General features: G+C 50.4%; 9 protein-coding genes and 1 pseudogene. 7 read left to right on the forward strand and 3 right to left on the reverse strand.

Translation table 11 applies throughout. The annotated features are described in order from the left end of the window. Nucleotides 1-9 precede the first annotated feature (9 nt). From purM to BN6628_RS03700, 6 genes and pseudogenes are all read left to right on the forward strand, one after another. Complete coding sequence (gene purM / locus BN6628_RS03680) at nucleotides 10-1,053, forward strand: phosphoribosylformylglycinamidine cyclo-ligase (RefSeq protein WP_068614423.1); 1,044 nt, start codon at nucleotides 10-12, stop codon at nucleotides 1,051-1,053. After that, complete coding sequence (purN, locus tag BN6628_RS03685) at nucleotides 1,053-1,667, forward strand: phosphoribosylglycinamide formyltransferase (RefSeq protein ID WP_068614426.1); 615 nt, start codon at nucleotides 1,053-1,055, stop codon at nucleotides 1,665-1,667. The genes purM and purN overlap by 1 nt, the downstream gene beginning before the upstream one ends. A gap of 257 nt (nucleotides 1,668-1,924) precedes the next feature. Beyond that, nucleotides 1,925-3,472, forward strand: coding sequence for a bifunctional phosphoribosylaminoimidazolecarboxamide formyltransferase/IMP cyclohydrolase (gene purH, locus BN6628_RS03690; RefSeq protein WP_068614429.1), 1,548 nt, complete (start codon nucleotides 1,925-1,927; stop codon nucleotides 3,470-3,472). A gap of 398 nt (nucleotides 3,473-3,870) precedes the next feature. After that, nucleotides 3,871-5,136 carry a phosphoribosylamine--glycine ligase gene (gene purD / locus BN6628_RS03695; protein WP_068614433.1) on the forward strand — a complete coding sequence of 422 codons (1,266 nt, stop codon included), beginning with the start codon at nucleotides 3,871-3,873 and terminating at the stop codon, nucleotides 5,134-5,136. Between the two features lie 181 nt (nucleotides 5,137-5,317). Continuing rightward, nucleotides 5,318-5,443 (forward strand): annotated as a pseudogene (locus BN6628_RS26530) (lysine transporter LysE); the annotation flags it as partial. Between the two features lie 79 nt (nucleotides 5,444-5,522). Beyond that, nucleotides 5,523-6,401, forward strand: coding sequence for a hypothetical protein (locus BN6628_RS03700; RefSeq protein ID WP_068614435.1), 879 nt, complete (start codon nucleotides 5,523-5,525; stop codon nucleotides 6,399-6,401). Nucleotides 6,402-6,577: 176 nt separating this feature from the next. Here the strand turns inward: BN6628_RS03700 and BN6628_RS03705 are convergent, their stop codons facing one another. Continuing rightward, nucleotides 6,578-8,638 (reverse strand): PTS fructose transporter subunit IIABC, encoded by a 2,061-nt coding sequence (locus tag BN6628_RS03705; RefSeq protein WP_068614438.1) that lies wholly within the window; start codon nucleotides 8,636-8,638, stop codon nucleotides 6,578-6,580. A gap of 173 nt (nucleotides 8,639-8,811) precedes the next feature. Then, nucleotides 8,812-10,764, reverse strand: coding sequence for a BglG family transcription antiterminator (locus BN6628_RS03710; RefSeq protein WP_068614441.1), 1,953 nt, complete (start codon nucleotides 10,762-10,764; stop codon nucleotides 8,812-8,814). Between the two features lie 262 nt (nucleotides 10,765-11,026). Here BN6628_RS03710 and ilvA point away from each other — a divergent pair, with 262 nt between their 5' ends. Next, on the forward strand, nucleotides 11,027-12,289 hold the full coding sequence (gene ilvA / locus BN6628_RS03715; RefSeq protein WP_068614445.1) for a threonine ammonia-lyase IlvA: 1,263 nt from the start codon (nucleotides 11,027-11,029) through the stop codon (nucleotides 12,287-12,289). Between the two features lie 601 nt (nucleotides 12,290-12,890). Here ilvA and BN6628_RS03720 read toward each other — a convergent pair. Continuing rightward, on the reverse strand, nucleotides 12,891-13,595 hold the full coding sequence (locus BN6628_RS03720) for a DUF1129 family protein (RefSeq protein WP_068614448.1): 705 nt from the start codon (nucleotides 13,593-13,595) through the stop codon (nucleotides 12,891-12,893). Nucleotides 13,596-13,648 lie beyond the last annotated feature (53 nt).

Genomic DNA, 13,648 nt, shown 5'->3' on the forward strand with positions numbered 1-13,648 from the left:
TGTCCTTACGTGTCTGAAGCATACAAAAGCGCCGGGGTCGATATCGCGGCAGGCAATGAAGCAGTGGAACGGATGAAGAAACACGTCAAGCGGACCTTCCGTCCTGAAGTGATGACGGATCTTGGAGGGTTCGGGGCCTTGTTCGGCCTGAACAAGGATAAATACGAGGAGCCGGTGCTCGTATCCGGCACCGATGGAGTCGGTACGAAGCTGAAGCTGGCGTTTGCCATGGACAAGCATGATACCATCGGGATCGATGCCGTGGCGATGTGCGTGAACGATATTATTGTTCAGGGCGCGGAGCCGCTCTTTTTCCTCGATTATCTGGCATGTGACAAAGTCATCCCTGCGAAGATTGAAGCGATTGTAGCCGGTATTGCTGAAGGCTGCGCACAGTCGGGATGCGCCTTGATCGGCGGCGAGACAGCGGAAATGCCAGGCATGTACAGTGAAGGCGAGTATGACATTGCCGGGTTCACCGTGGGTGTGGTCGATAAGAGCAGGATTATTAACGGAAGAACAATTAAGGCAGGAGATACGGTCATCGGACTGGCGTCCAGCGGAGTTCACAGCAATGGCTTTTCCCTGGTCCGCAAAGTGCTGTTGGAGCAGTCGGGATACAGCCTTCAAGACAAGCTGGATGAGCTGAACGGTGCGATGCTTGGGAATGTGCTGCTGGAACCAACCAAGCTGTACGTCAAACCTGTGCTTCAGCTGATTGAGCAGGTGGAAGTTAAAGGTATGGCTCATATCACCGGCGGTGGGTTCATTGAGAATATCCCACGGATGCTGCCGGAGGGCGTGAATGTCGATATCGAATTCGGTTCTTGGCCGGTTCTGCCCATTTTTAGCTTGCTTCAAGAAAAGGGTGGAGTAAACAACCGCGACATGTTCACCACGTTTAATATGGGAATTGGGCTTGTGATGATCGTCTCAGCAGATCAGGCGGATCAGGCTGTACAAGTATTGAAGGAACAAGGGGAAACTCCTTATATCATCGGAAAAGTTACCGAAGGTGAGAAAATCGTCACGTTTACAGGGGCTGAAGTGTAATGGGTTCTTACCGGATCGCGGTATTTGCTTCAGGCCAGGGTACGAATTTTCAAGCCTTGGTGGATGCGGCAGAGCGGGGGCAGCTGGGCGGCGCGGAAATTGCGCTGCTCGTCTGTGACAAGCCACAGGCTCCGGTGGTTGGACGGGCCGAGAAAGCAGGGGTGGAACAATTTCTGTTCCAGCCAAAGAGCTATGCCAGCCGGGAAGATTACGAAAGGGAGATTGCTGCCGAGCTTGAGAAGCGCGGGATTGATCTAATCGTACTTGCCGGCTATATGCGTCTGATTACTTCAGTACTTGTCGAACCTTATGCGGGTCGGATGATTAATATTCACCCTTCTCTGCTCCCCTCTTTTCCCGGTGTGAACGCTATAGGACAAGCTTATGATTATGGCGTGAAGGTGACCGGAGCAACCGTGCATTTTGTGGATGGCGGTATGGATACCGGGCCAATCATTGCTCAGCGAACCGTAGAGATTTACGAAGGGGAAAGCATTCAGTCTGTCGAAGACCGTATTCATACCGTGGAGAAGGAAGTCTATCCCCAGGTGGTCACTTGGCTGGCTCAAGGCCGTGTAAGGCTCGAGGGACGTAAGGTGATCGTAGAGAACTAAAGTCCCGCAGGCAGCTTGCCGGATGATTCAGGGGATTGATAAGGATCTTTGACGTCTTTGTATAATTGGCGGGAATGGTGAAACCTTGATGAGGCTTGGAATCGACGCTTTGTTCAGTTTCGATATTTCCCGAGAAATATTGCCGTATATTGGAAGAGTGTGGCCTTGCTGCTGGCGGGTTCAGACATGCTGTAGAACCTTGATGCAGAAGATGATTTAAGACAAAACATGCTGTCAAATCAAAGGAGGAGCCAATCGTGAGTATCAAAAGAGCACTGGTCAGCGTATCGGATAAAACAGGTATCGTGGAGTTCTGCCGTGAGCTGTCGCAATTGGGAGTGGAGATTATTTCGACTGGAGGAACCAAGAATCTTCTCGCAAAGGAAGGGGTTCCTGTCATTGGAATTTCAGACGTAACCGGATTCCCGGAAATACTGGATGGACGCGTAAAAACTCTTCACCCTGCTGTACACAGCGGCCTTCTGGCTGTCCGTGACAGCGATGAGCACCAGGCTCAAATGAAGGAGCTCGGACTGGATTATATCGATCTGGTGGTCGTTAACCTGTATCCTTTCCAAGAGACGATTGCCAAGCCGGATGTAGCGTATGAAGATGCCATCGAAAATATTGATATCGGTGGGCCTACGATGCTTCGTTCTGCTGCGAAGAATCATGCTTTTGTCAGCGTTGTTGTGGATTCCTCGGACTATGCTCAGGTGTTGGACGAGATTCGCGCTCAAGGTGACACGACTCTCGAAACCCGCAAGCGTCTTGCCGCCAAAGTGTTCCGCCATACGGCAGCTTACGATGCGCTGATCTCTGACTATTTGTCGAACGTGACAGGAGATCCGCTTCCTGAGCGTTTTACTGTGACTTATGAGAAAATTCAGGACCTCCGTTATGGGGAGAACCCTCACCAGAAGGCCGCATTCTACCGCAAGCCGCTGGCTTCGGAGGATACGATCACAACGGCTGAACAGCTGCATGGCAAGGAGCTTTCCTACAACAATATTAATGATGCGAATGCAGCCTTGCAGATCGTGAAGGAATTTGATGAGCCTGCAGTTGCGGCGGTCAAACATATGAACCCATGCGGCGTGGGAGTTGGCCGCAGTGTGCTGGAGGCCTTCCAAAAGGCGCACGCGTCCGATCCTACGTCAATCTTCGGCGGCATTGTAGCGGCCAACCGGATGATTGATGAGGACACGGCGGTTCTGCTCAGCGAGATCTTCCTTGAAATCATCTTGGCTCCAGGCTTCACGAAAGAAGCGCTGGAGGTGCTGACGAAGAAGAAAAACATTCGTCTTCTCAAGGTCGGAGAATTGAAATCAGGACAAAGCAGAAAGAGCCAGTTCATCGTCACTTCCATTGATGGCGGTATGGTTGTGCAGGAGAGCGATGTTCATTCCCTCGATGCCTCCGATCTGAAGGTGGTAACGGATCGCGAACCGACAGAAGATGAGCTGAAGCAGCTCCTGTTTGGTTGGAAGATCGTGAAACATGTGAAGTCCAATGCGATTCTGCTCGCCAAGGATAGTATGACCGTAGGTGTCGGAGCAGGTCAAATGAACCGTGTCGGTGCGGCGAAGATTGCTATTGAACAAGCCGGAGAGAAGGCCAAAGGCAGCGTACTGGCCTCGGATGCTTTCTTCCCGATGGGAGATACCGTCGAAGAAGCAGCGAAAGCGGGAATCACGGCGATCATTCAGCCAGGGGGTTCGGTGAGAGACGAGGAATCGATCAAAGCTGCGAATGAACATGGCATCGCCATGGTGTTCACAGGGGTTCGTCACTTTAAACACTAGGGGCTGTGAGAGCCAAGCCTAGGCAATAGACCGGAAATTACGGCTAGCTTTTAAATGGATTGCTGGGCCCAGGGTTGAGCAAGTGAAGATTTGTTATTTAAAATGAACTTTAAAGATTAACCGATCTCAGCGGAGAGGCCGAGTGATTCTGAAGAAGCAGAGCGTCCACCTTTGTTTCCGAAATGCCCCAATGGATATCTAGTTCAAGCATTTCGGGGACAACAGCGGCCTTAAAGAACATTCGGCATCGCAGCGCCTCCAAAAGGGTAACCTTCATAAGTTCGTTTTATATAGATGGCCTGATAGTCTGATACTTGGTTAATTCAAGGAAGAATTGTATGGGACGGTCATGATAATAACCAACCGCAGCTCTGCTGTCGGATAGGGGGATTTTTGGTATGGATATTTTGGTAATTGGCGGGGGCGGGCGTGAACATGCGATCTGCTGGGCGCTTGCGAAGAGTCCTAAAGCCGGAACCATATACTGCGCTCCAGGCAATGCCGGGAGCGGCGAAGTGGCGGAATTAGTGCCTATTCAGGTAGGCGAATTTGACCGCCTGACGGCTTTTGCCAAGGAGAAGCAGGTAGGGCTCGTTGTCATTGGACCGGATGACCCGCTTGCGGATGGGATCGTAGATGCTTTTGAACAGGAGAACATTCCTGTCTTCGGACCACGCAAAAATGCGGCTCATATCGAAGGCAGCAAAACATTCATGAAAGACCTGCTGCACAAATACAACATTCCGACGGCCGCATATGAGAAATTCGACAATTATGAAGCTGCGCTGGAGTACCTGCGCAGCCAGCCTGTGCCGATCGTGATCAAGGCAGACGGACTTGCAGCAGGGAAGGGTGTTACAGTAGCGTTTACCCGGGAAGAGGCGGAGAAGGCACTGTCAGATATTATGGTAAGTCAAGTTTTTGGATCAGCAGGAAGCCAGGTCGTGATCGAGGAGTTCATGAGCGGTCAGGAGATGTCGATTCTCAGTTTTGTCGATGGAGAGACGGTGCGGCCGATGTCGGCAGCGCAGGATCATAAACAGGTGTTTGACGGGGACAAGGGCCCGAACACCGGTGGAATGGGGACTTACTCTCCGCTGCCGCACATTCCGGATTCGATCATTGAAGAGGCAGTGGAGACGATTATTAAGCCTACCGCCAAGGCGATGGTAGCTGAGGGTCGGCCGTTCCGAGGCGTCTTGTTCGCGGGTCTAATGATTACACCGGACGGGAAACCGAAGACGATTGAATTCAACGCCAGATTCGGAGACCCGGAGACCCAGGTCGTGCTTCCGAGGCTGAAGAGTGATCTGCTTGAAATTTTCCTTGCTGCGGTCAACGGCACCCTGGATCAGGTGGAGATTGAATGGAGTGAGGAGGCTGCCGTCTGTGTGGTCCTTGCTTCTCCAGGATATCCAGCCTCCTATCCGAAGGGGCTTGAGATCAGCGGCCTGGATCAGGTGCAGGAAGCGCTGGTGTTCCACGCAGGAACTGCCAGAAATGCGGACGGCGGCTGGGCCACCAATGGAGGCCGAGTGCTTGGCGTGGTGGGGCTTGGACGCGACATCGCGGAGGCCAGAAGCAAAGCCTACGCAGAGGCTGAGCGGATCACATTTGAGGGCAAGCACTTCCGTACGGATATTGCCGCGAAGGCGCTGAAGTAGCCGATTTTTATAGGGGAAACAGAACGGATAACAGACTAGAGATAGCACTAAAAGCGAGGACTTCATCACAGAGGATCGGGGTCTTCACAGGAATGATTATTAATCAGGTTAAAAGGAATAAACAAATAAAGCCTAATTAATAAGAGAGGCTCTCCCTGAACGTGCGGGGGGAGCCTTTTGCAGTTCATTGAGCTGGGGGCTATTTGGCTCTATTTTTCAAGAGTTATTAGTAAAGCATAAACAACCGTTTAATATTATTATGGCATTGCTATTAGTGTTTAGCGCTATCTCGATTATTTTACATTAAACAAAATCTACAAAAAGGCCGATATATAAATTGTATTTATTTAGTACAATATATTACAAAATAGGAGGCTGAAAGTGGAATGAGAATATCTACCCCCGGGCCGCACCCGACACCTGGGTTGAACGACCATGGTCGTTCGCAGCGCAGCACGATTACCATGGGACAGCGGCTAAACTCAAATATGAAGAATTCGGACAAAGAGCAAGTGAAGCTGATTGACAAATTGAATGAGCAGAAGCAGGCCCTAATTGAACGACGTACCAATTATATGAGTAATGCGGTCAAAAATGGGGTCAATCCAAAGGTCATTAAGGCAGAAACTGACTCGATAGACGAGCAGATCAAGGAACTGGAACAGAAAATAGCAGAGCAATCTCTTGAGCAGCAGCGTAAAGCACTCGGTATGGATGAAGACAAGAAAAAGAAGGAAGCCGAGAAAGCTCCAACAACTGAGGATCCTGACAAGCAGACCCCTGAGGAGCAGAAGAAGGCCTACACGACGTACGTGATGAACAGCATCGTGTCTGCCAAAAATGATTTGAAAAAATTCGAACCTGTTCAGACAGCACAAAACATCCTGCGGACAGAGGCAAAGTCTTGGGAGCACAATGACCCGGCGAAGTCGGCAAGTCTGTTGAAAAAAGCCGCAAATCTGGATGGAAAATTGGGCGATATAGCTAATAAAGCCAAGGAGCAGGTGACAGAGAGCACCCAAGCAACAGGGAAGGCCCAAGCGATTACAGAGAACACCCAAGTGGCAGAGAATACTCAAGTGACACAGGGGACCCAAGCTGCAGTGCAGCAGGTGAATTCAAAGGAATCTCCTTCTGAATTGAAGAACAGCGACAAGCAGGACCCAGCTGCCAAGGACAAGGAAGACCGCTCAGCTGTTGGACCTACTGTGGAAGTCAAAAGGCAGTCAGCCCCTCCAGGCAGCCATATCGATAAAATAGTTTAGCATCTTAGATTACATAACAGCACCCTTTAATAATGTATCTCATAAATAACGTAGCGTAGTAATACTTTAGAGTATCTTACGTCCTTCAAAGTATACCAAAGAGACTCCCCTAATTGGCGGGGAGTCTCTTTGAGTTTTATAGATTTGATCGGCAATCAACCCGGAACCCGGTTAAATTATCGTACTTCGTCTAGCAATCGGTAAGCTTCCTCCTTCGTCTTCACGGCAAGCAGCGCCTCTCTGAAAGGATCGTCCATCAGTTTGCGGGAGAGCATCTGAAGCACTTTCAGGTGGGCATTTCCCTTACTGCTGCGTGGTACGGCAATCATAAAGACCAGCTTGGCCTCGCTGCCGTCCAGACTACTCCAGTCGACCCCGTCCTGCTTAATGCCAAATACTACACTTGGCTTCAAGACTGCGTCCGATTTACCGTGAGGAATAGCGATATTCATACCGATGCCTGTTGAGCTTTCTTCTTCGCGGGCCAGAATGGCCTTTTTAAAATCATCGGGAGAGCTTACTGCTCCGGTTCTATCCAATGCCCCGATCATTTCATCAATCACTTCATCCCGAGAAGCTCCCTCAAGATCCAGGTTAATCAGATCCAGGTTCATGATATCTGTCAGTTTCTCAATCTGAACAGCTTGCGCTTCATCTCCGGTCTGTTCTTGATCTGAGGCCGATACAGTTGTGGCTGTAGGGGAACCAGGAGCAGGAGCTGTAGGAACTGTCGGATTCGCTGAAGCTGTAGCTGAAGCTGTAGGAGCTGGAGCTACAGGAGTCCCCACAGCAGACGCCGCAGGATGATTAAGCTCGGCTCCTTCGGCAGTAACCGGACCAGCCATTTCGATGTCTTTCTTCAGCAGACTGATCAAGATTACCGAGACCGCTGAACCGACAATAACAGCAATGAAGAACATGACTACGTTATCTACTGCACCAAGCAGGGCAACAATCGGTCCCCCATGGGCTACGCGGTCTCCGACATGCCCAAGCATTGCGATGACGGAGCCTGCCATCGATCCTACCATGATACTTGGAATAACCCGGAGCGGATCTTGGGCTGCAAAAGGAATTGCCCCTTCGGTAATTCCGAACAGCCCCATCGTAAAGGCCGCTTTGCCAGCCTCCCGCTCGGCAGGTTCGAATTTGCGCTTATTCAGCATAGCCGCAAGGCCCATACTGATAGGCGGAATACAAATGGCCGCCGCAATGGGACCCATAATTTCGTAGTTGCCTTCTCCAATCATGGCTGAACCGAACAGGAAGGCAACCTTGTTCACGGGCCCGCCCATATCGAAAGAGATCATAGCTCCGAGAATCAGGGCGAGCAGAACTGAACTGGTTCCCTGCATGCCCGCAAGCCATGCTGTTAAAGCCTCAAACAGCTGGGCGATTGGTGCCCCAATAAGGAAGATGAAGATTAAGCTTACAATCAAGGAAGCTAATATCGGGATAATGATGATAGGCATAATAGGCTGAAGGGCTTTTGGAATCTTAAGCTTTTTGATCCCGAGCGCAACATAGCCTGCCAGGAATCCAGCGATAATCCCGCCAATAAAACCAGCTCCCGCCTCACTTCCATAGAAGCTGCCGTTCGCTGCGATAAATCCGCCGACCATACCGGGAGCCAGACCCGGTCTGTCCGCAATACTCATGGCGATGAAACCGGCCAGGATCGGTACCATGAAGGTAAATGCGGCCGATCCGACATTCTGGATCGTCTTCCAGAACGAGCCGTCGGGAATCACAAGCCCGCCCGGCGTCTTATGTCCGCCCAGAGTCAGGGCAATTGCAATAAGAAGACCTCCGATTACGATAAACGGCACCATATAACCTACTCCGTTCATCAAATGGCGGTACACCGGATTCTGCCGAGATTTCTTCTCCTGTTTGATATCCTCAGCCGATCTCAACTGTGCCCGATAGACGGGGACGTCTCCACTAATCACACGCTGGATGAGCTCCTCTGGATGACGAATGCCTTCTTGCACGCCAACCTCAAGCAATTTTTTGCCGATGAACCGGTCCTTCAGAACCTTTTTATCTGCTGCGATAATAATTCCGTCCGCTTCATGGATTTCCTGCTCGGTTAGCTGGTTCTCTACCCCGATGGACCCTTGGGTTTCGACCTTCATCTCAATGCCAAGCTTAGCCGCCGCCCGCTGAAGATTCTCAGCAGCCATATACGTATGTGCAATTCCGTTAGGACACGAGGTAATCGCTAATATTTTCATGGCCATTCTCCTTTTAACTTAATTGTTTCCGCTTACATAATTAAGTATAAACACCAGATAGGCCGTTATCAGACTAATCTTTTACCGGAACTTCCGGAAAAAATCATTTTTTTTGCCTGCACAAAAAAGCAGGACCCTCGGGTCCCGCCTTCTCATCAGCTACTATTATCCGGTTAAAATTCACCTTTCAGCTTGCTAAGGAAGCTCATCACATGGGTCTCTTGAGATAATGTCCCTACATAGGCTGGCCGTTCACTGATCAGGGATAGCTCCCTGAACAGCTGCCTCACTTCTTCCCGTTCATCATTCTGTACCGCAAGCATGAAGACAAGCTGCACCTTCTCAGTTCCCCATATGAGGGGCTGCTTCAACGTGGCAATCGCAATGGCCGATTCCCGGATCAGCTCAGGACTGCCATGGGGAATGGCAACCCCTCCCCCGATGGTTGTAGAGGACAACTTTTCTCTGGCAAGTGCGCTCTGCGAATACCCAGGTTCCACATATCCCTTGTCGGTCAGCACCTGAGCCAGCTTGGCAATCAGTTGTTCAGGTTGTTCAGCATCCTGCTGGAGAAAGACCAGGAATGGCGTTGTGTACTTCAGGAAGGCAGATTCCTCTCTGTGACCCGGTTCATCCAGCTGCCGAATCTTCTGCTCCAGCTTTCGTTCATCCCTGGCTTCCAGAAGGGGAGAGACCAGGATGTGTGGAAGCTGCAGATTTGGAAGATCAACTGTGGAAATGACCAAGTCCACCTTGTGATCCGCCAGATAGCTATGGACTTCCGCTTTAGCCATGGAGGCTTCCACCTGTACGGACGGAAATTTACGTTCGATCTTTGATCTAAGCAGTTGGGACATGCCAATGCCCATGTGGCATACAATGATGACTTTTTTGGGATCGGGTACGCCTTGATGCAGCCGTTCAACCGAGGCTTGAAAGTGCAGGGTCAGATAGGCTGCTTCCTCCTCAGGTATGGAGACTTGCAGCAAATCGTGCAGATCCCCCAGGGCCACGATGGTCCGGTCAAACATATAAGGATACATCTTTTTAATCTCGGCCAGCATAGGATTGGACACGGGAAGCCCGTAGCGAAGACGGTTCAGGGTTGCGTATAAATGTACCTTTAAGCCATGAATCAGCACCTCGTCCTGGGAGAACTGAATCCGGTTCAGCTCTGACATTCTCTGGATCAGCAGGGCCACCAGATTGGACAGGTGGGGATCCCGATCCACCAGCTTACGTTCCAGGCCCTCACCCTTCTCCTCACGATAGTGGAATTTTCCGCCTAGCAGGTGCAGGGCCAGATAAGCAGCTTCCTCCCTTGGAAAAGGAACGGCAAATACCGGCTTCAGCGCCTCCAAAAACTCCTCTGCCCAAGCAAACTCCGCTTTTTCCTCTAATGTGTCAATTTCTAAGTCTGGAAGAGAGATGGGTTGTTTAAGCTTGGTTCTCTTGATCATCAACAGAATATGCAGGATCAGGCTTTCAAAGGTTTCATCTGTAAATGGAAGCGAATGCTGCTTCTGAAGTGCCCTTAATTCATGATAGACCGCAGATACCTCGTGCGGCTCGAACTGCTTCCTGAGCATCTGCCCTGTGAGCTCGGGACTGTCGATCAATTGATCAAGGCGTGCAAGAGCGGTCCGTTTGCTTTTCTCAGAGCCTTCAACCCCAAGGCCAACCCTTTGCTTGGAGATCAAAGTTAGATCAAAGCGCCGCAGCCACTCCCTGATTTGATCCAGATCCTTGCGGATAACGGCTTTGTTCACATAGTATTCTGAGGCTAGATCCTGAATGGCCACAGGCTTCGCGTTCATCAGCAGCCGGTAAGCCAGATGCAGGATTCTTTCTTCGTCGGACTTGTGATCGGTCAAGATCTCCCCGGCGTACAGACGGTCTATAAGATCGGCGCGGTCAGCTTCCTCGACCTCCAGATAAATGCCCAGACCTGGTTTCCGGATCAGACTGGCCCCCGAGTTTCTGTCCAAAAATTCCTCTATGATGTTCAGGTCGCTTCGGATGGTCTTCTCAGAACATCCTATCTCATCCGCAAAATCCTGAACCAGCCACAGCCTGTTCTCTTCGGTTAAGAGCATGCGCAAAATTTCTCTTTGCCTATTATTCATCCGGGTTCCCCTGTTATTCTAGTGTGATGGAGAGTCCGCCCTGACAGGGCGGTATAATCTACTTGTATAATAGCCCAAGCGGCTGTATTAATCCATTGACCTTAAATTTCCAATTGCCTGAACTGCAGATAATTTGACCATCCCCTGTAACAGGGCTTGAACAAAAGCCGAGATAAGTGTATTTTAGACTTCAAATGTATGTACAGGCTCGGCGTTAGCGCCTTGAAGTCCTATATCTGTAAACAGAAGTGAGGAGAGAGAAATGGCACAAGGGGAGAACCCTGCTGTAGGGATGGAAGACATTGTACGGGCACATCATGTGCTAAGGGAAGTGGTGACCCGCACACCGCTCCAACTGGATCAGACGCTGTCTGCGAGGTATGACTGCCAGGTATATCTGAAAAGAGAGGACCTCCAGGTTGTCCGCTCCTTCAAAATCAGGGGCTCCTATAACCTGATCCGCAACCTGACTGAAGAACAGCGGGAGAAGGGCATTGTGTGCGCCAGCGCAGGCAATCACGCTCAAGGCTTCGCTTTGTCCTGCCACACGCTCGGGATACGCGGGCATATCTATATGCCAAGCACCACACCGAATCAGAAGGTGAAGCAGGTCAAGCGGTTTGGCGGAGCCGATGTTGAGGTGATTCTCACCGGAGATACGTATGACGACGCTTATGCGGAGGCGATCAAAGCGTGCCGCGATCACGGCATGACGTTCGTGCATCCGTTTGATGATCCGATGATCATTGCCGGGAACGGGACTATCGGTATGGAGATCATGGAGAATTTGAGCACTCCGGCTGATTATGTCTTTGTGACTATTGGTGGGGGTGGGCTGGCTGCCGGGATCGGTTCTTACTTGAAAATGGTCAGCCCCAACACCAAAGTTGTCGGAGTGGAGCCGCTGGGGGCAGCTTCCATGAGCGAAGCGCTTAAGGAGAAGCAGGTGGTTACTCTGGAATCGATCGACAAATTTGTCGATGGAGCGGCCGTGAAACGTGTGGGGGATTTGACCTATGAGATTTGCGCCAATGTACTTGATGATGTCGTGACCGTTCCGGAAGGCAAGGCCTGTACTTCGATCCTGGAGCTCTATAACGACAACGCTATTGTCGTAGAGCCTGCGGGATCACTGCCTGTGGCCGCACTCGACCTGTACCGCGAGGAAATCAAGGGCAAGACGGTGGTGTGTGTAATCAGCGGGGGCAATAATGATATCGACCGGATGCAGGAGATTAAGGAACGCTCGCTAATTTACGAGGGATTGAAGCATTATTTCCTGATTAACTTCCCTCAGCGCGCCGGAGCTTTAAGGGAATTCCTACAGGATGTACTGGGGCCGAATGACGATATTGCCCGCTTCGAGTATACGAAGAAGCATAACAAAGAGAATGGGCCGGCATTGATCGGTATTGAGCTGACATATCAAGAGGACTATGTGCCGCTTATTGAGCGCATGAGAGCCAAGGGGATTGCCTTCACGGAACTCAACCGTGATTTGAATTTGTTTAATCTGTTAATTTAGGATGACCGCCTGGAACCGAATGACGGGATAAGTAGTGGAAGCTAAGATGTAGTAAAAGTAAATGTAAAAGTAGGAGTTAAAAGCAAGGAGAAGAGTAAGAGTAAGAGTAAGAGCCTGCCGTTAAGGGGTCAGTCCCATTTAACAGCAGGCTCTATTCATTGCGTCGTAAAGCTAAGCGCCCGGTCTGTGATATGGACGAGTGTGGACACAGAACCAAGCCGACATATAGAGGTCACAAAGCACACCACAGACCACAAGTAACAGACAGTATGAAAAGTACATTATGTCACCACAGAAGCGTACTACAGCATCAATAGTACTCATGTCATCACAAGCACACTACAGCATTAGAAGTACGTCATGTCACCACAAGCACACTACAGCATCAAAAGCACATCATATCAGCGCAAGTCACATCATGTTATTACAAATATCGCAGCGTCAAAACATTACAGACGATTCACAATTCACAAGCAAGATCACAGATTACAAGCACCTCACAGCATGATAGAACATCATCGCAATCCATCACATTATAAGGGCATCACACAAGCTAATCACAAGCAAACTAGCAACAAGTAAGCATTTCCGAAAGGTCTTTCTATGCCTCACCCGATGCTTGTCTTGGGCGTCCCGGCTTGCGCAGGAAGAAGAAACGCTGTCCGAGAAGGCCTACGATGAAGATGATCAGGCTGTCCCAAGGCGATACGACAAAAGCCGGCAGGAAGATGACGAGCAGAACCCCAACGACCACAATGCCGCCCATGATGCCGATGTAAATGCCCATCTCTCTCGGGGTGAGTTTGGTGTGCTCGGCAGGCCTGCCCTTCTTGGATTCGGGCTTGAGGAACCGGGTCATTAGTTCGATAAGCAGGATTGAACCTACGGCGATAATCAGCAGGGTTGCGGTACTAATGCGCGTGTAAGTAAGATCACCGCCAAACCATTTACTGAAGAAGCCTGTAAGCATCATGATGAAGAACACCCAGGTGAGGGCCACCCAGGGAATCATTGCGTAATATTTCACTTTATCCTTCATGCTTCGGGGCTGTCTGATGGACATATCCGCGACCAGCTGGGCGCAGTAGGCATTGGGGCTGTCTCCATATAATTCCTGAATCGGACGGTTTCGGTTCTGGGCTTCCAGGATCTCCTTAGCCAGCCTGAGCAGCACTTCCTCGCCTTTGGCTTCCGCCAGGGAGCTTGAACGCAAGCTTCGGACCATCTCCCCAAAGTAAGCGTCATTCTCCGGGGTCATATAATCCCTTAAGCGGTTAGTTTCCTTAATCATTTCGTGGATGTACATGGCTTTTTAAATTCTCCTCTTCGTGTATATTTGCTGTATACACTTATTTTCTA

Origin of the sequence: Paenibacillus tuaregi (assembly GCF_900086655.1) — a bacterium.
In the GTDB taxonomy this organism is placed as follows: domain Bacteria; phylum Bacillota; class Bacilli; order Paenibacillales; family Paenibacillaceae; genus Fontibacillus; species Fontibacillus tuaregi.